Genomic DNA, 21,296 nt, shown 5'->3' with positions numbered 1-21,296 from the left:
GTTACACAAAATAGTTATTCATTTTTATAGTTAAAACAATGGCTAAAGAAAAGAAGTTTATCACCTGTGATGGTAACGAGGCAGCAGCTCACGTGAGCTACATGTTCTCGGAGGTAGCTGCTATCTACCCCATCACCCCGTCTTCGCCAATGGCGGAGCATGTTGACGAGTGGGCTGCCCGCGGTCGCAAGAACCTGTGGGGCCAGAACGTCAGTGTTCAAGAAATGCAGTCAGAGGCTGGTGCTGCTGGTGCCGTTCACGGTTCGCTGCAGGCTGGTGCCCTTACTACTACCTTTACCGCATCTCAGGGTCTGCTCCTGATGATTCCTAACATGTATAAGATTGCTGGTGAGCTGATTCCATGCGTATTCGACGTATCTGCCCGTACGCTGGCTTCACACTCACTCTGTATCTTCGGCGACCACCAGGACGTTATGGCATGCCGTCAGACCGGTTTCGCTATGTTCTGCTCTGGTTCTGTACAGGAGGTGATGGACCTCACAGCTGTTCCTCACCTGGCTACTCTCGAGACCTGCGTACCATTCGTTAACTTCTTCGATGGTTTCCGCACCTCTCACGAGTACCACAAGATTGAGATGATGGATCAGGAGGATATCCGTCCATTGGTTAAGGAAGAGTTCGTTAAGCGTTTCCGCGATCGTGCCATGAGCCCTGAGCGCCCTGTTACCCGCGGTACAGCCGAGAACCCCGAGACCTTCTTCACACACCGTGAGGCCAGCAACCCCTACTACGATGCTGTTCCCGAGGTTGTAGAGAAGTACCTGGGTGAGATTTCAAAGATCACCGGTCGTGAGTATCACCTGTTCTCTTACTATGGAGCCGAGGATGCCGACCGCATGATCATCCTCATGGGTTCTGCTACCGATGCAGCTCGCGAGGCTATCGACTACCTGAACGCAAACGGTCAGAAGGTTGGTATGATTTCAGTTCACCTGTATCGTCCATTCTCTGTTAAGCACCTGCTGGCAGCTGTTCCTAAGACCGTTAAGAAGATTGCCGTTCTCGACCGTACCAAGGAGCCCGGCGCAAACGGCGAGCCTCTGTACCTCGACGTGAAGGATGCCTTCTTCGATGTTAAGGATCGTCCTGTTATCGTTGGTGGCCGCTACGGTCTTGGTAGCCGCGACACCACACCTGCTCAGATCATCAGCGTGTTCAACAACCTCGCTATGCCCGAGCCCAAGAACCACTTCACCATTGGTATCGTAGACGATGTTACCTTCACCTCTCTGCCCGAGGTTGAGGAGATTGCCCTGGGTGGTGCTGGCATGTTCCAGGCCAAGTTCTATGGTCTGGGTGCTGATGGTACCGTAGGTGCTAACAAGAACTCAGTTAAGATTATTGGTGACAACACCGACAAATACTGCCAGGCTTACTTCTCTTACGACTCTAAGAAGTCGGGAGGTTTCACCTGCTCTCACCTGCGTTTCGGTGATACACCTATCCGCTCTACCTATCTGGTAACCACACCTAACTTCGTAGCTTGCCACGTTCAGGCTTACCTCCACATGTACGACGTTACACGTGGTCTGCAGAAGAACGGTCAGTTCCTGCTGAACACCATCTTCGATGCCGACGAGCTCGAGAAGTTCATGCCTAACAAGGTAAAACGCTACTTCGCTCAGAACAACATTACCGTCTATACCATCAACGCTACCAAGATTGCACAGGAGATTGGTCTGGGTAACCGTACCAACACCATCCTGCAGAGCGCATTCTTCCGTATCACCGGCGTGATCCCCGTAGAGCTCGCTGTTGAGAAGATGAAGGCTGCTGCCCTGAAGTCTTACGGTGCTAAGGGTCAGGACGTTGTTGATAAGAACTATGCCGCTATCGATCGTGGTGGCGAGTATGTTCAGCTCACCGTTAAGCCTGAGTGGGCTAACCTGCCTGATGATGAGGTTAAGGCCGACGATGCTCCTGCATTCGTTAAGGAGCTGGTTCGTCCTATCAACGCTCAGGCCGGCGACCTGCTGAAGGTTTCCGACTTCGTTAAGCACAACACCGTTGACGGTTCTTGGGAGGTTGGTACAGCCGCTTACGAGAAGCGTGGTGTAGAGGCCTTCGTTCCAGTATGGAACAAGGACAACTGTATCCAGTGTAACCAGTGTGCTTACATCTGTCCTCACGCAGCCATCCGTCCATTCGTTCTCGACGACGAGGAGCTGAAGGGCTTCGCCGCAGCTGCCGACACCCTCGAGATGAAGGCTCCTGCCGCTATGAAGGGCATGCACTTCCGTATCGAGACCTCAGTACTCGACTGTCTGGGTTGCGGTAACTGTGCCGACATCTGCCCAGGCAATCCTAAGACCGGTAAGGCCCTCACCATGGCTCCATTCAATCCTGATGCAGCCGACATGGTTCAGGAGGCTAAGAACTGGGAGTACCTGGTTAAGAATGTTAAGTCAAAGCAGAACCTCGTCGACATCAAGAGCAATGTTAAGAACTCACAGTTCGCTCAGCCTCTGTTCGAGTTCTCAGGCGCTTGCTCTGGTTGCGGTGAGACACCATATGTTAAGCTCATCTCTCAGCTGTTCGGTGACCGTCAGATGATTGCCAACGCTACCGGATGTTCTTCTATCTACTCTGCTTCTATTCCTTCTACACCTTACACCAAGAACGAGAAGGGTCAGGGTCCTGTATTCAACAACTCTCTGTTCGAGGACTTCTGCGAGTTCGGTCTGGGTATGGCCCTTGGTAACAAGAAGATGAAGGAGCGCGTAGCTAAGCTGCTTCAGGAGATGATCGACAGCGACAAGACCAGCGCCGAGTACAAGGAGCTGGCTCAGGAGTGGATTGCTAATCAGGACGATGCCGAGAAGACCAAGGAGATTGCTCCAAAGCTTCGCGAGCAGATCGCCGCTGGCGCAGCCGCTGGTTGCCCAGTATGCACCGAGCTGAAGACCCTCGACCACTATCTCGTAAAGCGCAGCCAGTGGATCATCGGTGGTGACGGTGCTTCTTACGATATCGGTTACGGTGGTCTCGACCACGTGATTGCTTCTGGTGAGGACGTTAACATCCTCGTGCTCGATACTGAGGTTTACTCTAACACCGGTGGTCAGGCTTCTAAGGCCACACCTCTTGGTGCTATCGCTCAGTTCGCAGCTCAGGGTAAGCGCATCCGCAAGAAGGATCTGGGTATGATCGCAACCACTTACGGTTATGTATATGTTGCTCAGATTGCGATGGGTGCTGACCACGCTCAGACCCTGAAGGCCATCCGCGAGGCCGAGGCTTGGCACGGACCTTCAATCATCATCGCCTACGCTCCATGTATCAACCACGGTCTGAAGGCCAAGGGTGGTATGGGTAAGAGCCAGGCCGAGGAGAAGAAGGCTGTTGAGTGCGGTTACTGGCACCTGTGGCGCTTCAACCCAGCTCTGGCTGAGGAAGGCAAGAACCCATTCTCACTCGACTCTAAGGAGCCTAACTGGGAGAACTTCCACGACTTCCTGCTCGGTGAGGTTCGTTACCTCTCTGTCAAGAAGGCTTATCCCAACGAGGCCGAGGAACTCTTCGCCGAGGCTCAGAAGATGGCTCAGCTCCGCTACAAGAGCTACATCCGCAAGTCTCAGGAGAACTGGGAGGACTAATCCCCCACTCCATACTATAATCAAAGGAGCATCCATCACAGGGTGCTCCTTTTTTTGTTACTAAGCAGTTCTTCACCACTACATACAATATCTGGAAGAGATTAAGATACCAATGTCGTAGGATGGACGTTTGCGATTGACAGGTTCTACCAGATTTTCGAACAACAAGGCTTTGGTCACCTTGTGAGCCTCACCTCTATTGGCGGTCTGCGAGGCGAAGCAATGGTACCTTCCTATAGCGCAACAAAAGCCTATCAAATCAACTATACGGAAGACCTGAGAAAAAGAGCATTCAAGAGCGGTAGTCACTATCGCTCCCTACTCTTGATACGGGAGCGCATGCTGCGCACCGAGGTGCGCTTCACATCGAGGGCGGCGGCGATGGCTGCATCGTCGTAGTGCAGATCGTCCTGCATAATCAGGAAGATGTACTGCGCCGTTGACAGTCCGCTGTATTTGCGTTGCCACTCCTGCCAGCGTTTGGGACGAAGCTGCGAGAAATAGTCAACTAACGACTGCTGCTCCTTGGCGGTAGCCTCGGCGATGGGCTGGCGCTGCTGCAGCTGGTTGAACATCTGCGTGCCCACCAGCAACGTATTGGAGATGTGCTCCATGCGCCCCTCCAGTTCATCGATTTTGGTGCGATGGTTGCTGAGGCGCTGCGCATCCTCGTCCAGTCGGTTGCTCAATCGACGCACCTTACGGCGATGTATCAGCAGACCAGTAGCAATGGCAAGCGTCACAACCACTATCAGCGCTATGATCAGACTCTGCATCCACGATAAGCGATAATCAAACTCCTTGGTCTGCCGTACCTCATCGAACTTCTGCTGCCAGTCATCCATCTGCATGGCACGATTCACGTATTTCATAGAGTCGTCATACGCCTGAATCTGTGCTTTGGTTTCCAAGGTCAGTTCCTTATCGCCAGTCAGTTCATAGAGCTCTGAAAGTAGCTCCATGCATTTCATCCGTGTCTTCTGATCGCGGTCTGGCATATCCATCTCCACCTTCAGCAGTCGGATAGCCTTATCATATTGCCCCTGGGCCTTACGAATGCGCGCCAGCGTCAGGAAACCTATATTTTCATAAGATGATGTGCCTTCCCATTTCTTCATATAGGAAAGTGCTTTCTCTTCATCGCCATGCTCCTGGAAAACGATAGCAGCTGTAGCATAAATACTTGGCAACAAGCTTGAATCGGCATGTTTCTCTAATCTGAGCGTCCTGTCTAAATACACACATGCGCTATCCAACTGATCCAGATCAGCATAAGCGTTGGCACATATCAACAGGTTCTTCAGCATCATCACGCTATCGTTGAGGGCCATGCTATTGTCCAACCACTTACGGGCATAGCGCAAGGATTGCTGACGATTATGGCTGATGATATTGACGTGGTGCAGGATGTCGTAGACACGGTTTTTCAGATCCTTATCGTCGGCATGCTCCGCAATGGTCTCAGCCATCTTAAAGTCGATGATGGCATCCTGCATGTTGTCATAGCGATACATTCTGAGCATGCCTCTGTAATAATAGGCACGCCCGCGATGCCACTCGTCGCCATGCAGGTTGTAATAGGCTATGCTGGCTGATATCAGCGAGTCGTTGTCAACGATATTGATACCATGAATCTTGTAGGCCACAATCGTTTTCAGCAGTCCGTACTCAGCCCTGTCAGCATCCGTCAGCGCATCAGATTGCACCTTACCTAATATGGTATATGCTTTATTGGGTTTATCTTCTACCAGCCCCCAGGCCTGCTTCAGCAGCGGGTGCTGTCGTTCGGTACATCCTACCATGATGGTTATGGACATCAGTATGATCAATAGTTTCTTCATAACGATTGCAATTACGTTGCAAAAATACAGTCTTTTCTTCATATTTACAAACTTTCATGGCGTTTTTCGCATCTTTACCCCGTCCCTCTCAGCCACTTTATCTACAAAACTCACTTCTTTACATCACTCAATATCAACCATTTAGCGCAAAAAGCATTGCAACACCCACTCTATCATTTTTCCAGAAAAAAACTTGCACGATTAGCCTATTCATCATAACTTTGCCAGCGGCATAAGCCCAATCAATCAATTAAAAAACAATATGATTATGAACAAAAAAACTATCATCACCATCGTATTAACCCTCGTAGTTATAGCAGGGTTCGCACAAACAAAGACAGCTACCATCACAGGTTATTCACCCGCAATAAAAGACGGCACATTGGTGTTTGCCGGTACGGGTAATATTGAAAATGTTGTCGACACCGTACAAGCAGGACGTTTTGCCTTCACGCTACCCGTCGAAGCGATCACCGAATGTTCTATCAGTTTAATCGGCGAAGGCTGCCCCACTTATATGTTAACCATCTTTCTACGTCCTGGGGTAACTGTGAAGCTATCGGGCACCGACTGCCTATATCCCTTATGGAAAGTAGAGAGCTCCGTACCAGAACAAAAGACCCAAAACCGATTGACGGAGCATTGCCGCGAAGTAATAAAAGAATTGATGCAGATGGAACTGAATCATAAGCCTTGGACTGAGATGGAAACAGTTGAAACGAAATTAATGAAGCTCCGTATGGACCTTCTTCCCTCACTACCTATAGATGCAGCTACTATCAACGCACTATGTGGCATAGCCATAACCGCCAAAAACGCCAAAGACTTTCCATACATGGAGCAGTTGAAGAATTTAGAGAAGACCATAGCTACCCGTGCGCCAAAAGGCTTTGAAGAGCGACTTATCGAAATACACAATAATGTGTATCCACCACGCATATTGCAGGTAGGAGCTGAAGCCATGGATGCCGAGCTAGTTGATATGCAAGGGCAGAAACATCATCTGTTCGAAGCCTTTACCAATGGCAAATACGTATTACTCGACTTCTGGGGTATTGGTTGTGGTCCTTGCATGAAATCAGAACCTGAGATGAAAGAATTCTACGGAAAAATGAAGGATCAGCTGGAAATCATCGGTATCAATCTAAACAAGTTCTCAGAGTTTCAGAAGCATGAATTCAGCAAGCGCATTATCTGGAAGAACTGGAACAACGCCTCGAAGGACATCTGTAGCAACTATTGTGATGTAATCGCCATGCCTTACTACGTATTAATCTCGCCCGACAAGCGTATCGTTTGGAAAACCATGGGGTATAACTATGGATATTTTATGGGTATGGCCGATGCATTAAACGGCCCCAAACAGGACAACAGCGCCAACCTCTCGCTGGTTATCCAGAAAGTTGCTGCTAATAACAACAGTACTACCATCAGTATGCGCTATTACACCCATAAGGGCTATTGGTTCCGTATTGTCAAAGAGTCATATCTTTCAGCCAACGGCAAAAAATACAAACTTACAGCAGCCGATGGCATCAAACTCGATGAAGACAACTATCCCCAAGTGAAAGCTACTGAATCCACTAACGAGATTCTTGGCAACATCTACTACAGCGACTTCACCCTCACCTTCGAGCCATTCGACACCCTACCCGCCACCTTCGACTTCAAGGAGGGCGACGTAGAAGGCGCCTTTGTCATCAGGAATGTTTCCTTACCAAGTAGCCATTAAGTGATGGAGCATGGTGGTGCTCTCGCCACATGAACCGGTGTGCTGTATGGCAATGCCACCAAAGGGCAATGGCGCTATAGTAGCGCTGAGATCTACCACATGAGGCAGCGTGCTGTCCTGGGGCTTTGGCGTAACAGTCTCAACGTGGGCGCGCAACAAGTCGCCCTTAACAGTCAGGCTGATGGTACACCCTGTGCGATAGCAGGTGGAACTGATGGCATCGGATATCGGCATGACCGTTCCGTTCTGATACTTCACGAGGTAGAAATCCACTGCCTTGGCATGCTTGGTGGTGCGGATGATACGCAACCCATAGCCTGTGAGCGTTTGGGTGTCGAACTTCAGACACACGTCCATATACTGTCCTGTGGCAGAACCGAAACCTTGCCCGGCTGTCTTCGTGGGATCTACCTGCAGGGTCAGCGTCATGTCGGTATAGGTGCCTTCGGCAGGTGTGTACATCAGTCGGGCGCCACGCTGAGCCTGCAGTAGCCCCTTGCCCACGGCGCCATTAAAGCCCTCGCCATATGCCCACATGGGCTTCTTGGGGTCGAAAGTCCATGGATATTCGGCGGTGTCGGCTGGCTTGTAGCCATCGGCCTGCCAGGCATCGGGCACAAGACCTTGGCTCGACTGGCAACGAACATCGCTGAAATCGGTTTCTAAGCAGTAAGGCGCCTTGATGTCCTTAGCCGTTATCGGCCTGCTTACTATCTGAGTCAGCATTCCTTTCACACTCCGTGAGTGGGCAGGACGTATGCTCACCACCAGCCGGCGACCAACATCGCTGGGGCGCAGCTTGTAGGTATGCTGAGGGCCATTGTTGCTATCGGCCAGAACAGCCTCCTGCTGACAGTCGTCGCTATCAAGTCGCCCCCAGACGATGCGCGAGACATCCTCTCTGCCCTGCAGGTTGAGCTGATAGCCAACACGCGCCACACCATCCTTGATACTGATTCGAGGAGCTTTCAAAAAGGTTGGCGCAGGTAACAAGGGAGGCTGTACCGTCACTTGGCATACGGCAACAGCAGACATACCTTCGCCATCAACAGTCATGGCCGTCACAGGGAAGCTGATAGGGTCGTCCACGAAATCGCAGGCGATTGAAACCGTCACCGAGTCGCCGGTCGATGTGTCGAGCGTAGCTATCTGGTTGTAGGGCGGCTGTATCAGCCACTCCACCTTCCTGCCATCAGAGCGCACATGGAGCTTGAGTGGCTGACCTCCCACCAGCATCTCCGCTTCGTGGCGATTGATGGCCAGATACGGCGGCTCGTCGGGTTGCAGCCACAGCGAGTCGATCACGATGGTATTCTCCTGCTGGCGACTGCCTATGATATAAGGTTTACCATTCAGCGTAAAGTTCTTCTGATAGCAGCGCAGCCATTTCTGGGGATAGGCAGTCCAGCCGATATAGATGCTGTCAGAGGGCGCATGGTAGCGACAATCGATGAGGGTAACGGGACCGCCCTGCTTGCAGAAGAACATCTCGCGGTTGTTACCCTTCACGTTGAAATCGCAGTCCACGAACATCGCGCCGCGCCCAAAGGTGCTCCAGAAGGGTTTCTGCCCATAGAGGTCTATCGTGCAATGGCGATACACGGCTGTACCGTTCATGGCATCGTCGGTACACTCAAAGTGGCAGTTCTCATAGTAAGAGTGGTCGGCGCCGTTCAGCGGGTTGAGGTTCAATCTACTGATAAAGCGCACGTTGCGGGCCGTCAGCCATTTACCATGCACATAGCCTACATGAGCCTGGGTGATGGCATCGCTACGTTTCTTTCGCGAGAGCGCAGGGTTGAGCGGATAGTCCAGGTCCACATTACAGTAGTTGCCCAGCGTCAGATTCTCCACCACCAGTGAGTCGCTCCAGATATCGAGCATGGTAAAGTTGCCGACAGCCCCCTGCGTCTGTCCGCGTTGGGCTGCCAGCACGGTATTCTGTGCTAGAGTGTCGAGCCCGACAATACGCAGCTGGCGGCACTTCACAACACAACCGAAAGGCTCTCGCCCATCCTTGCCCACTTTGATCTCCGGATCGTCAGGATTGTCAACCCAATAAACACCAGGCGCCACATACAGTATGCAGCTGTCGCCCAGATGGTTCACAGCCTCCTGAAAACTCCGGAAGCAATAAGCTGCGTTTTCATTCTGATCCAGATTGGCATCCAACAGCAGATGGTGCTGATCCAGCTGCGGTCTCTTCACGCTCTGTGCCCCGGCTGTTCCTACTGCCATCAAAAGCAATACTGCACACAGGCACCACCAGTTATGGTTATTATTCATCATTTTCATATCGCCTGCAAATATACAATAAATTAAGTAAATGTAACCAAAACGTAACCTCAATTATTTGCAAGCTAATCAATATTTGCGTATCTTTGCCATCGAAATCATTAAAATACAAAACTATGACATTTGAAATCGTATTAAGACTCTTAGGGTCGCTCGCACTTCTCATCTATGGCATGAAGACGATGAGCGATGCCCTACAGAAAATGGCAGGATCAGGACTACGACATATTCTTGGACGAATGACCACCAACCGTTTTACCGGCATGCTGACAGGCACATTTGTTACCTGCGCCGTACAGTCGTCGTCGGCCACTACGGTCATGACGGTATCGTTCGTGAGTGCCGGACTGCTCACCCTGTCACAAGCCATCTCGGTCATCATGGGTGCCAATATCGGTACCACGCTTACGGCATGGATTATGTCGCTGGGTTACAACCTCAACCTGAGCGTAGTGGTGTTCCCAGCCTTCTTGGTAGGCATGGTGCTCATTTACAAAAAGCGCCATCGCTATGCTGGCGAATTCCTGTTTGGATTAGCCTTTCTGTTCTGGTCGCTGGTGATGCTGAGTAGCGCAGGTAAGGATATGGATCTGCAGCACAATGCCCAGGTGGTAAGCTTCTTTGCATCGTTCGATACCAGCAGTCATCTTACCATTTTTATCTTCCTGATTGCAGGCACACTCATCACCTGTATCGTACAGTCGTCGGCAGCCGTCATGGCCATCACCATCCTGCTCTGCTCTACTGGCGTACTGCCTATCTATATGGGTATAGCCTTGGTGATGGGCGAAAACATCGGCACCACCGCCACGGCCAATCTGGCAGCACTCGGAGCAGGCATCGAGGCCCGACGCGCAGCATTGGCACATCTGCTGTTTAACGTGTTCGGTGTGGTGTGGGTGCTGATAGTATTCTATCCGTTCGTGGATTTGGTGTGCAGCATCGTTGGCTACAATCCTGCGATAGGCTCACAAACAGCGCTTCTGCCGATGGTGCTGGCCATGTTCCATACTTGTTTCAACGTACTCAACACCGCTTTGCTCATTGGTTTCATTCCCCAGATGGAGCGCATCGTGTGTCGTTTACTTCCCGATCGCCAGCAAACCAAGCCCCATGCCACCCTCCACTTTATCGATGGCGGCGTAATGGCCACCCCCGAAATATCTATCCTGCAGGCACAGAAGGAGATTATCCATTTTGCCGAGCGCATGCAACGTATGTTTGGCATGACGCGCACCTTGATCGACGAAAAGGACAAGAAGGAGTTTGAGCGCCAGTACGAACGTATCGAACGCTACGAAAGCATTGCCGACAATATGGAGATAGAGATCGCCACCTATCTTGAGCAGGTAAGTAATGAGCACCTTTCCGATGCCACCAAGGATAAGATACGCATGATGTTCCGCCAGATTGGCGAACTCGAATCTATAGGCGACGCCTGTTATAAGATGGCGCGAACCATCAAGACCCTACGTGATAACCGCGAGGACTTTACAGCTATGCAATATACACGTTTGCGCGACATGCAACATCTGGTAAACGAGGCGTTAACCCAGATGATAGTGGTACTGAACGGTCGCCACGAAAACCTGACCATCGATGCTTCGCGGGATATCGAGACCGACATCAACACGATGCGCGACAATATCAAGGCCCAGGCCATCAGCGATGTTAACAGCCATACTTACAGTTACACGCTTGGCACACTATATACCGACATTGTAGCCGATTGCGAGAAACTGGGCGATTACGTGATGAACGTGGTAGAGGCACGCCTAGGTAAACGCTATCAGACCTACAATAGCCTGAAGATGAATGTAGATCGCCGAACCGTCACCATCGATGGTCAGCCCATCAGTCTTACCCGTACCGAGTTCGACCTTCTGTACCAACTGCTCACCCACCGCAACCACGTGCTCACCCGCCAGCAACTCATAAGCACAGTATGGGCCGATGTCATCGTCACCGAACGCACGGTTAATGTTCACATCACCCGCCTGCGCAAAAAGTTGGGCCTCTACGCCCAGAACATCGTCAGCCGTCAGGGCCATGGCTATGTGTTCGAGGGGTAGTGGTTTATTCGACCGGTTTATTGTCGTTGAACATTTGAATCTCTTCGTTGATTAAGCCGTCCTTTCATGGGCGGCTTTTCTGTGGATAGTATTCTTCAAAGGAAGTGAACCAACGGGTATTCAAGAGATAACTATAGTTACTTATTATACAAATTCAGTGTATTTGTGTATCAAATTCAGTGTATTTGAAGAACAAATTCAGTGAATTTGTTTTGTGATTTTAGTGTTTTTTTAGATAAATAATTTGGAATCGGCTTTCAAATATATTATCTTTGCAGCAAAAACGAATTATGGCTATACAGTACAGACTCCTACAGAACAAAATCAAGGGTAGTAAAAACTATGGTAAGTATTACGCTCACACCGTGAAGCAAGGTGTTATCTCATTGGAGGACATCGAGGAGATGATTGAGGAAAACTGCACAGCGAAAGCCTCCGATGTCAGACTTGTGCTACGCGAGCTGTTTGATACTGTGAAGTTCTACATGCAGAACGGCTATACCGTAGATTTGAAAGAGATGGGCAAGTTGTCAATCTCTGTAAAGAGTGTATGCGTTGATAATCCAAAAGAATTCAGGCGCGATCGACATATTACTGGTTTTAAATGTAATTATACGCCTGAAGGCAAACGTTATAGCGCCATTGGTCCAGACAAGAACGGACATATCCATCGCAGCATTCTGGATGGATGCGAAGCCGTTGAAACACATTATTATCATACATCAAAGAAATAACTGTATCAGCGGACAAAAAAAATAATAGCGACGTAAATATTTGCGTAATTCACAAAAAAGTAGTACCTTTGCAGCCGATTTTGCAATAGGTATTATTTTTTTATATAAAACTCAAATTTGATTTATGCGTAAAGAATGGCGTGGTTTTAAAGGAACCAAGTGGACCGAAGAGGTCAATCTCAGAGACTTTATTCAGAACAACTACACAGCTTACGAAGGCGACGAGTCTTTCTTGGCTGAGCCTACTGATGCCACCAACGTGTTGTGGGGACGTCTGCAGGAGCTTCAGAAGGAGGAGCGTGCCAAGGGTGGCGTGCTCGACATGGAGACAGAGATCGTATCGAGCATGACAGCTTATGGCCCTGGCTACATCGACGAGAGTAAGAAGGACCTGGAGAAGGTAGTTGGTCTGCAGACCGATAAACCCCTGAAGCGCGCCTTCATGCCTTTTGGCGGCATCAAGATGGCTGAGCAGGCTTGCACTAACTACGGTTACAAGCCATCAGAGAAGCTGCACGAGATCTTCACAAAATATTGCAAGACTCACAACGATGGCGTATTCGATGCTTACACCGAGGAGATGAAGCACGTACGTCACAACCACATCCTGACCGGTCTGCCCGACACCTATGGTCGTGGCCGTATCGTGGGCGACTACCGTCGTGTAGCTCTCTACGGTATCGATTTCATCATCGCCGAGAAGGAAGCCGACAAGCGCAACTGCGGTGCCGGTGTGATGAGCGACGATATCATCCGTCAGCGTGAGGAGATCTCGATGCAGATCAAGGCCCTGAAGGAGATGAAGGCGATGGCACAGATCTACGGCTTCGACATCTCACAGCCTGCCAACAACGCCCGCGAGGCTGTACAGTGGCTGTACTTCGGCTATCTGGCAGCCATCAAGACTCAGAACGGCGCCGCCATGTCGGTAGGCCGTGTGTCAACATTCCTCGACATCTACATCCAGCGTGATATGGAAGAGGGAACCCTCACCGAGGCCGAGGCACAGGAGCTCATCGACCACCTGGTAATGAAGTTCCGCATGGTGAAGTTCGCACGTATCCCATCATACAACGAGCTCTTCTCGGGCGACCCCGTTTGGGCTACACTCGAAGTGGGCGGTATGGGCATGGACGGACGCCACATGGTGACCAAGAACGACTACCGATTCCTGCACACCCTGGAGAACATGGGCCCATCGCCCGAGCCAAACCTCACCGTGCTCTACTCACCACGACTCACCGAGAACTTCAAGAAGTATGCTGCGATGATCTCGGTGAAGACCAGCTCGATCCAGTACGAGAACGACGAGGTGATGCGTCCCGTTTGGGGCGACGACTACAGCATCTGCTGCTGTGTGAGCGCCACTCAGACCGGTAAGGAGATGCAGTTCTTCGGTGCACGCGCCAACCTGGCCAAGTGTTTCCTCTATGCCTGCAACGGTGGTGTCGACGCCAAGACCCGCGAGCAGGTGGCTCCCGGTTTCCGCCCCATCAAGGACGAGTACCTCACATGGGATGAGCTGGCTCCACGCTTCGACCAGGCTATGGACTGGCTCGCCGGTGTCTACGTGAACACCCTGAACCTCATCCACTACATGCACGATAAGTACTTCTACGAGGCTGCCGAGATGGCCCTCATCGATACCAACGTGCGCCGCACATTCGCTACCGGTATCGCCGGATTCTCACACGTGGTCGACTCTATCTCGGCTGTGAAATACGCCAAGGTAAAGATGATCCGCGACGAGGAGGGATTCAACGTGGACTACGTGGCCGAGGGCGACTTCCCACGCTACGGTAACGACGACGACCGCGCCGACGAGATCGCCGTATGGCTGCTCAAGACCTTCGTCAAGAAGATTCGCAAGCACGCCACCTATCGTAACGCTACCCCAACCTGCTCTATCCTCACCATCACCTCAAACGTGGTTTATGGTAAGTACACAGGTAACCTGCCCGACGGACGCCGTGCCGGTACTCCACTCTCTCCTGGTGCCAACCCAAGCTACGGTGCCGAGAAGAACGGTCTGCTGGCTTCGCTCAACTCAGTGGCCAAGCTGCCTTACGAGTATGCACTCGACGGTATCTCAAACACTCAGACCATCAGCCCAAGCGCCCTGGGTCAGAACGACGAGGAGCGTGCCAACACCCTGGTTCGCGTGATGGACGGTTACTTCAGCCGTGGTGCTCACCACCTGAACGTGAACGTGTTTGGTATCGAGAAGCTGCGCGATGCCATGGAGCATCCCGAGAAGCCCGAGTACGCTAACTTCACCATCCGCGTATCTGGTTACGCCGTGAAGTTCATCGACCTCACCCGTGAGCAGCAGGAGGATGTTATCGCACGTCAATCTCACGAGAGCCTGTAATGAGTAGTACAGGCTATATACACTCTACCGAATCCTTTGGCTCCGTTGATGGGCCAGGGATTCGGTTCTTGATTTTCATGCAGGGTTGTCAGATGCGTTGTCGCTACTGCCACAACCCCGACACCTGGCGCCTGGGTTCCGACACCTGTGGCACCACGGCTACCGTAGACGAGCTGCTCAATAAGGCCGAGCGCTACCGCAGCTACTGGGGTCCCGACGGCGGCATCACCGTGAGCGGCGGCGAGGCCCTGCTGCAGATCGACTTCCTCATCCAACTGTTCGAGGAGGCCCATCGGCGCGGCATCAACACCTGTCTCGACACCTCAGCCCAGCCCTTCACCCGCCAGGCGCCCTTCTTCGCCAAGTTCGAGCGCCTGATGCAGGCCACCGACCTGGTGCTGCTCGACATCAAGCACATCGATAGCGAGAAGCACCGCTGGCTCACAGGCCACGGCAACGAGCCCATCCTCGACTGCGCCCGTTATCTCTCCGAGATAGAAAAGCCCGTTTGGATTCGCCACGTCCTCGTCCCCGGCATCACTACCGGCGAGGAGCAACTCACGCAGCTTCGCCGCTTCATCGACACGCTCACCAATGTGCAGCGCGTAGAGATGCTGCCCTACCACACCCTGGGCACCTTCAAGTGGGACAACCTGGGCATCGCCTACAGCCTGGCGGATACCCCGACCCCCACCGCCGAGCAAGTAGCCCGCGCCCGCGAAATCCTCGGCGCAAAGTAAAATCCCCGCCGCAAAGCAAAAAAACAAGTGCAGCGCCATCAAGGTTGCTGCACTTGTTTTGTTTATGGGGGATAACGGATTATCCGCCGAAGTTATCGTACATGATCGACTCGGGATCTACGCCGAGCGAATCGAGCATGCCCACAACGGCCTTCGACATAGGGCCAGGACCGCACATGTAGTACTCGATATCCTCGGGAGCCTCGTGGTTCTTCAGATAGGTCTCGTACATCACATTGTGCACAAAGCCCGGGGTGTACTTCACGCCAGCAGCATCGGCTGCGGGGTCGGGACGGTCGAGCGCCAGGTGGAAGTGGAAGTTGGGGTACTCCTTCTCCAGGCCCAGGAAGTCGTCCAGATAGAACACCTCGTTGAGCGCGCGGGCACCATAGAAGTAGTGCATCTCGCGGTCCTTGGTGTGGAGCGTCTTGGTCATGTGCATGATCTGCGCACGCAGAGGAGCCATACCGGCACCACCACCAACCCAGATCATCTCCTTCTTCGAGTCGAAGTGTGGGTGGAAATCGCCGAAAGGACCGCTCATGATCACCTTGTCGCCGGGTTTCAGCGAGAAGATATACGATGAAGCGATACCAGGGTTCACATCCATGAAGCCCGAACGGTCGGCCTTAAATGGAGGTGTGGCGATACGCACGGTGAGCATGAACACATCACCCTCGGCTGGATAGTTGGCCATTGAGTAGGCACGGATGGTGTCCTCGGGGTTCTTACACTTGAGTGGGAACAGACCAAACTTCTCCCATGCAGGCAGATACTCGTCGCCAATCAGGCTCTTGTCGAAATCCTTATCATAGTCGATGCAATCGAACTTAGGAATCTTGATCTGGGCATACGAGCCAGGCAGGAAGTCCATATGAGCGCCGGCAGGCAGCTGCACCTTGAACTCCTTGATGAAGGTAGCCACGTTCTTGTTAGAGATCACGGTACACTCGTACTCCTTAACACCCAGGATCGACTCATCTACATGAATCTTCAGGTCGCCCTTCACCTTGCATTGGCAGCCCAGGCGCCAGTGGTCCTTGATCTGCTTGCGCGAGAAGTGAGGCTTCTCTGAGTCGAGAATCTCGCCGCCACCCTCGAGCACCTGCACCTTACACTGGCCACAGCTGGCCTTACCGCCACAGGCTGAAGGCAGGAAGATGCCGTTCTCGTTGAGTGTGGCCATCAGGTTGTTACCCTGTGGCACGTTGAGCACCCTGTCGCCGTTAACTGTAATATTCACATTGCCGCTGGGGCTCAGATACTTCTTGGCCACCAACAGGATAACCACCAGCAAGATGATTACCAGGAGGAACACTCCTATACTATATGCTATAAACTGTGCCATACCTTATTAAATGTTTAAGCCAGAGAAACACATCATCGCCATAGCCATCAGGCCCACGGTGATAAACACGATGCCGAGGCCCTGCAGGGGCTTGGGCACATCCGAATACTGCATCTTTTCGCGAATGGCACCCATGGCCACGATGGCCAGCGCCCAACCGATACCAGAGCCGAAGCCGTAGATCACGGCATCCCATACAGAGGTGATGGCCTGCGAGTTAGAGGGATCCATCAGGATGCGCTGCTGCATGAACAGCGAAGCACCCATGATAGCGCAGTTAACGGCAATCAGAGGCAGGAAGATACCCAGCGCGGCATAGAGCGAGGGCGAGTACTTCTCGACCGTCATCTCTACCAGCTGCACCATACCTGCGATGACAGCGATGAAGAGGATAAAGCTGAGGTAGCTGAGATCCACACCCTCAACGAGGCAGTCGGGGCCCAGCACCTTAGTCTGCAACAGATAGTTGACGGGAACGGTAACGGTGAGCACGAAGGTCACAGCGAGACCGAGTCCCAGCGAAGTCTTCACCGTCTTCGACACAGCCAGGTAAGAGCACATGCCGAGGAAGAAAGCGAAGATCATATTGTCGACAAAGATCGACCTGAACAGTAATGATATTGCGTGTTCCATATCTTATTTCTCCTTATAAAAGTAAGCACGATGAACCCAGATCACACATCCCACAAGGATCAGCGCCATAGCGGGCATCGTCATCATACCATTGTTCACATAACCGAAGTCGTAGCAGGCATCGGGAATCAGCTGGAAGCCCAGCAGAGAGCCACGGCCCAGCAACTCACGAACGGCACCCACAATCACCAGGATCATAGCGTAGCCCAGACCGTTGCCCACACCATCGAGGAACGAAGGCCAGGGCTTGTTCTGCATGGCAAACGCCTCGAGGCGGCCCATCAGGATACAGTTGGTGATAATCAGACCTACATACACACTCAGCTGCACGCTCACATCGTAGGCGAAAGCCTTCAGGATCTGGCTCACGATGGTTACCAGCGCAGCCACAACCACCAGCTGAACCACAATACGGATGCGGTTAGGAATGGTGTTGCGGATGATAGAGATGATGGTGTTTGAGAAGGCTGTGATTACGGTTACAGCCAGTCCCATCACGATGGCGGGCTTGAGCTGCGATGTAACAGCCAGCGCCGAGCAGATACCCAATACCTGTCCGAGGATAGGATGATCTACGTTCAACGGGTTGGTAAAAACCTCCTTATTTTGTTTACTGAATAATGCCATAGTCTTATTCCTCCACTACTTTAGTTGAATCAGTATTTGCAACAGTCTCGAGCATTCGGCCGATAACATAGGTCTGGAAATCTTTCATTCCGTCCTTCAGCATCGCGTCAACGCCATTCGAAGTAAGGGTGGCACCAGTAACACAGTCCACCTGTGTAGCGGGGTTCTCCACCTTCTTAACAACTGAGAGAACCACGTTGCCCTGCTCGTCCCAGATCTGCTTGCCGATGAACTTCTCCTGCCACTCCTGAGAGTCCTTGATTTCAGCACCCAGACCAGCGGTCTCACCTTCGTGGTTGAAGTAGGCGCCGTAAACCTTGCCTGCCTCGTCGACAGCCAGATAGCCGCTGATGCCGCCCCAAAGACCCATGCCCTTGAGCGATACAACCACGATCTGCTTGCCGTCAATCTGGCACTCATAAACCTTCTGGCCGTTCTCACCGTCCTCTTTCTCAGCCTTCACTACCTCGGCATACTTGGCCTCGGCCTCGGCACCATCCAGGTTGCGGATGTTGAGCGAGTAGAGAATCTGCTTCTTCACATCGAGGGCCACGTTAGCATCCTGCATGGGCTTCAGAGCCTGATAGACAAATGCCAGCAGGAAAGCCACGATAACCACCATGATCGCGCTATAAATAATAATGTACGCGTTAGAGTTTGTATTCAGTTTCATTTGCGACCTCCTCTCTTTAAACGTTTAGAGATATTGCGCTCCACAACGAAGTGGTCGATAGTTGGAGCAAACATGTTACCAAAGAAGATGGCAAGCATCATACCCTCGGGATAACCGGCATTCATCACACGGATGATGATGGCCATAGCGCCAATCAGGAAGCCGTAGATATACTGTCCGGTAGTGGTGCGGCATGAGGTGACAGGATCGGTAGCCATGAACACTGCACCGAAAGCGAAACCACCCATCACGAAATGGTGCCACCAGGTCATGCCCTGACCGCTCTGCTCGAAGATCACAGCCAGCAGCGTGCCACCCACGAATACGCTCAGCATGGTGCGCCAAGAGGCGATACCGGTCCACAGCAGGATAACGGCACCAATGGCGATTGCTACCAGGCTGGTTTCACCGATAGAACCGGGAATAAAGCCCAGCGCCATATCCAGAATCGACGCGTCGGGGGTGATGTTCTGTGCCAGCTGACCAAGTGGTGTGGCAGCGGTAAAGCCGTCGGGCAGGTCGTTACCCAGGCCGAAGATGCTGTTCTGAGCCACCCAAACGGTATCACCCGTCATCTTGGAAGGATAGGCGAAGAACAGGAACATACGGGCTGCGATAGCAGGATTAAAAATGTTCATACCCGTACCACCGAATATCTCCTTACAGAAGATAACGGAGAAGGCGCAGGCCAGCGCGAGCATCCACAGCGGACAACCGATAGGAATGATGAGCGGAATGATGATACCCGATACGAGGTAACCCTCCTGGATCTCCTCACCCTTCCATTGTGCCCAGGCAAACTCGATGCCCAGACCTACGATATAGCTCACCAGAATCTTGGGCAGAACAGCCAGGAAACCAAAGGCAAACAGCTCGAAGAACGAGGCTGTGGCCAAGGTGCCGGCAGCCAGCGCATTCTGGTAACCGATATTATACATACCAAACAGCATGGCGGGCATCAGGGCGATAACCACCATACTCATGATGCGCTTTGAGTCGATGGAATCGTGAATATTCACGCCACCAGCCTTCGCCGTGTCGTTGGGCACGTAGAGGAAGGTCTCAAAGCCGTCGAACACAGAGCGGAAGGCATGAAGCTTGCCACCCTCCTCAAAGTTCGGCTTGATTTTATTGAGATAATTTCTTAATGCTGACATAGTTATGCGTTTTCTTTACGTAAAATATTCAGGCCCTCACGCACGATGCGCTGCAGCTCCAGTTTCGATGAATCCACGAACTCTGCAAGTGCGAAATCCTCGGGAGCCACCTCGTAGATACCCAACGCCTCCTGGCGGTCGATATCGCCGGCGATGATGGCCTTGATCAGGTACTCACCATAGATGTCCATGGGCAGCACCTTGTCGTACTCACCACTCATAATCATATGGCGCTCACCACCCTTCACGCGGGCATCGAGCGCATACTTCTTCTTACCACACAGCCATGAGAAATAGCTGCGGTTCACAGAGAACTGCTTGAAGCGTGGCAGAATCCATCCCAGCATCTCGTCGGCATCGTTACCCTCGGGAATAACGGTAATCTCGCTGGTGTGTGCACCCAGATAGCCATCCTTCGTTGTGGGACGACCGGTGAGCACATTACCATTGATGATACGTACCGAGTGCGAAGCATCATAGCTGTTGCTCAGCAGCGTTGAGAGCTCCTCGCCCACCAGCATGTCCACATGTGCGGGGTTCTTGACCTCGCTACCACACAAGGCCACGGTACGACGCAGATCCACCTTACCGGTATTGAACAAACGACCGATGAACAGCACCACCGATGGGTCGCCAATAGTCCATACCACCTCACCCTTGTTCACTGGCGAGATATGGTTCACCTGCACGCCTACGTTTCCGGCTGGGCATTTACCGTCGAACACGCAAACCTGCGCATTCTTGGTGTTACCAAGCTTCGAGTTCACGCCTATACCCAGATAAACGGTAGCGATACGCGACAGGGCATCGATACCCGTCTGGAAATCGGCCTCCTGACCCTGAACCTCATACTCGAAATCACAGGCCAGAGGCTTGTCGCGCAGGGCAGAAACGAAAATTGCCCTCGGTTTCAAACTTGGATTGGTTGAAACAGCGTAGGGCAACTGGTTGATGTATCCGAAGATACCCGCCTCTAACAGCGCATTAACTACTTGCTCCTCTACAAGCTTGCTGACGTCCTTCTTGCCGAAGTCGGTGAACTCCTGCGTCTCGTCGGCATCCACTCGCACGCAGAGCACTTTTCTACGTTCACCACGCACCACTTCGCGAACTGTTCCGCTAACGGGCGAGGCAAACTTTACCTCAGGATACAGCTTGTTGATGAACAAGGCATCCCCGGCCTTGACATGATCGCCCTCCTTGACAACAACCTTTGGAGTAACTCCCTCGAAATCGTCGGGAACAAGCGCAAACTTGCCGTTTGATTTCAGCTGGATTTTCTTCTCCTCGGCCTTGCCTTCAAGGGTAATGTCTAAGCCTTTGCGTAACTTAATCACATTTGCCATTTATATCAGAAATTTATTGAATAGTGTTCGTTGCGACTGCAAAATTACATAAAAAATAGCACATAAAATCAAATAATGGAAAAAAAATGCCCGAATCCCGACAAAATGTC

The 21,296-nt window shown here is 52.0% G+C and carries 14 protein-coding genes and 2 pseudogenes; 8 read left to right on the top strand and 8 right to left on the bottom strand.

Features of this window, described 5'->3' with window-relative positions; translation table 11 throughout:
• Positions 1–38: 38 nt before the first annotated feature.
• Together nifJ and T495_RS15810 are read left to right on the top strand one after the other, a co-directional pair.
• On the top strand, positions 39–3,617 hold the full coding sequence (gene nifJ / locus T495_RS0104845; RefSeq protein ID WP_033147810.1) for a pyruvate:ferredoxin (flavodoxin) oxidoreductase: 3,579 nt from the start codon (positions 39–41) through the stop codon (positions 3,615–3,617).
• Between the two features lie 117 nt (positions 3,618–3,734).
• Positions 3,735–4,016: pseudogene (locus T495_RS15810) on the top strand (hypothetical protein); the annotation flags it as partial.
• On the opposite strand, the gene T495_RS0104840 reads toward T495_RS15810, so the two are convergent.
• Positions 3,926–5,458 (bottom strand): M48 family metallopeptidase, encoded by a 1,533-nt coding sequence (locus tag T495_RS0104840; protein WP_028903583.1) that lies wholly within the window; start codon positions 5,456–5,458, stop codon positions 3,926–3,928. The pseudogene T495_RS15810 and the gene T495_RS0104840 overlap by 91 nt on opposite strands.
• Positions 5,459–5,720: 262 nt before the next feature.
• Here T495_RS0104840 and T495_RS0104835 point away from each other — a divergent pair, with 262 nt between their 5' ends.
• Positions 5,721–7,190 (top strand): TlpA disulfide reductase family protein, encoded by a 1,470-nt coding sequence (locus T495_RS0104835; protein ID WP_081832019.1) that lies wholly within the window; start codon positions 5,721–5,723, stop codon positions 7,188–7,190.
• Here the strand turns inward: T495_RS0104835 and T495_RS0104830 are convergent.
• A complete protein-coding gene (locus T495_RS0104830; protein ID WP_197020345.1) occupies positions 7,173–9,479 on the bottom strand; it encodes a hypothetical protein in 2,307 nt (768 codons plus the stop codon). The two genes, T495_RS0104835 and T495_RS0104830, sit on opposite strands and share 18 nt — an antisense overlap.
• A 122-nt stretch (positions 9,480–9,601) precedes the next feature.
• On the opposite strand from T495_RS0104830, the pseudogene T495_RS0104825 reads away from it, so the two are divergent.
• The 5 genes and pseudogenes from T495_RS0104825 to pflA form a co-directional block, all read left to right on the top strand.
• Positions 9,602–11,272, top strand: a pseudogene (locus T495_RS0104825) (Na/Pi cotransporter family protein); the annotation flags it as partial.
• Positions 11,273–11,296: 24 nt separating this feature from the next.
• Positions 11,297–11,557 (top strand): winged helix-turn-helix domain-containing protein, encoded by a 261-nt coding sequence (locus tag T495_RS16130; protein ID WP_231480226.1) that lies wholly within the window; start codon positions 11,297–11,299, stop codon positions 11,555–11,557.
• A gap of 290 nt (positions 11,558–11,847) precedes the next feature.
• Positions 11,848–12,291: a DNA-binding domain-containing protein gene (locus tag T495_RS0104820; protein ID WP_028903581.1), complete on the top strand. Its 444-nt coding sequence runs from the start codon at positions 11,848–11,850 to the stop codon at positions 12,289–12,291.
• A 124-nt stretch (positions 12,292–12,415) separates the two neighbouring features.
• Positions 12,416–14,662 carry a formate C-acetyltransferase gene (pflB, locus tag T495_RS0104815; RefSeq protein ID WP_033147808.1) on the top strand — a complete coding sequence of 749 codons (2,247 nt, stop codon included), beginning with the start codon at positions 12,416–12,418 and terminating at the stop codon, positions 14,660–14,662.
• On the top strand, positions 14,662–15,402 hold the full coding sequence (gene pflA, locus T495_RS0104810; RefSeq protein ID WP_033147807.1) for a pyruvate formate-lyase-activating protein: 741 nt from the start codon (positions 14,662–14,664) through the stop codon (positions 15,400–15,402). Before pflB ends, pflA begins: the two co-directional genes overlap by 1 nt.
• A gap of 79 nt (positions 15,403–15,481) precedes the next feature.
• Here the strand turns inward: pflA and nqrF are convergent, their stop codons facing one another.
• The 6 genes from nqrF to T495_RS0104780 are packed head-to-tail and all read right to left on the bottom strand — an operon-like array spanning position 15,482 to position 21,186.
• On the bottom strand, positions 15,482–16,750 hold the full coding sequence (gene nqrF / locus T495_RS0104805; protein ID WP_028903578.1) for an NADH:ubiquinone reductase (Na(+)-transporting) subunit F: 1,269 nt from the start codon (positions 16,748–16,750) through the stop codon (positions 15,482–15,484).
• Positions 16,751–16,756: 6 nt separating this feature from the next.
• Positions 16,757–17,383, bottom strand: a complete 627-nt coding sequence (gene nqrE, locus T495_RS0104800; protein WP_028903577.1) for an NADH:ubiquinone reductase (Na(+)-transporting) subunit E — start codon at positions 17,381–17,383, stop codon at positions 16,757–16,759.
• Between the two features lie 3 nt (positions 17,384–17,386).
• On the bottom strand, positions 17,387–18,010 hold the full coding sequence (locus T495_RS0104795; RefSeq protein ID WP_028903576.1) for an NADH:ubiquinone reductase (Na(+)-transporting) subunit D: 624 nt from the start codon (positions 18,008–18,010) through the stop codon (positions 17,387–17,389).
• Between the two features lie 4 nt (positions 18,011–18,014).
• Entirely contained in the window at positions 18,015–18,677 is a 663-nt protein-coding gene (locus T495_RS0104790; protein ID WP_051651895.1) for an FMN-binding protein, read from the bottom strand.
• A gap of 2 nt (positions 18,678–18,679) precedes the next feature.
• Complete coding sequence (locus T495_RS0104785) at positions 18,680–19,840, bottom strand: NADH:ubiquinone reductase (Na(+)-transporting) subunit B (protein WP_033147806.1); 1,161 nt, start codon at positions 19,838–19,840, stop codon at positions 18,680–18,682.
• Positions 19,841–19,842: 2 nt separating this feature from the next.
• Positions 19,843–21,186: a Na(+)-translocating NADH-quinone reductase subunit A gene (locus tag T495_RS0104780; protein ID WP_033147805.1), complete on the bottom strand. Its 1,344-nt coding sequence runs from the start codon at positions 21,184–21,186 to the stop codon at positions 19,843–19,845.
• Between the last annotated feature and the right edge of the window lie 110 nt (positions 21,187–21,296).

It is taken from the genome of Prevotella sp. P6B1 (genome assembly GCF_000702825.1).
Classification (GTDB): domain Bacteria; phylum Bacteroidota; class Bacteroidia; order Bacteroidales; family Bacteroidaceae; genus Prevotella.
Note: the sequence above shows the minus strand (reverse complement) of the source record. Positions and strands in the feature narration are given on the sequence as shown.

Coding starts and splice junctions, on each gene's coding strand:
- nifJ (WP_033147810.1), top strand. CDS start 39: ATGGCTAAAGAAAAGAAGTTTATCACCTGTGATGGTAACGAGGCAGCA.
- T495_RS0104840 (WP_028903583.1), bottom strand. CDS start 5,458: ATGAAGAAACTATTGATCATACTGATGTCCATAACCATCATGGTAGGA.
- T495_RS0104835 (WP_081832019.1), top strand. CDS start 5,721: ATGATTATGAACAAAAAAACTATCATCACCATCGTATTAACCCTCGTA.
- T495_RS0104830 (WP_197020345.1), bottom strand. CDS start 9,479: ATGATGAATAATAACCATAACTGGTGGTGCCTGTGTGCAGTATTGCTT.
- T495_RS16130 (WP_231480226.1), top strand. CDS start 11,297: ATGAATGTAGATCGCCGAACCGTCACCATCGATGGTCAGCCCATCAGT.
- T495_RS0104820 (WP_028903581.1), top strand. CDS start 11,848: ATGGCTATACAGTACAGACTCCTACAGAACAAAATCAAGGGTAGTAAA.
- pflB (WP_033147808.1), top strand. CDS start 12,416: ATGCGTAAAGAATGGCGTGGTTTTAAAGGAACCAAGTGGACCGAAGAG.
- pflA (WP_033147807.1), top strand. CDS start 14,662: ATGAGTAGTACAGGCTATATACACTCTACCGAATCCTTTGGCTCCGTT.
- nqrF (WP_028903578.1), bottom strand. CDS start 16,750: ATGGCACAGTTTATAGCATATAGTATAGGAGTGTTCCTCCTGGTAATC.
- nqrE (WP_028903577.1), bottom strand. CDS start 17,383: ATGGAACACGCAATATCATTACTGTTCAGGTCGATCTTTGTCGACAAT.
- T495_RS0104795 (WP_028903576.1), bottom strand. CDS start 18,010: ATGGCATTATTCAGTAAACAAAATAAGGAGGTTTTTACCAACCCGTTG.
- T495_RS0104785 (WP_033147806.1), bottom strand. CDS start 19,840: ATGTCAGCATTAAGAAATTATCTCAATAAAATCAAGCCGAACTTTGAG.
- T495_RS0104780 (WP_033147805.1), bottom strand. CDS start 21,186: ATGGCAAATGTGATTAAGTTACGCAAAGGCTTAGACATTACCCTTGAA.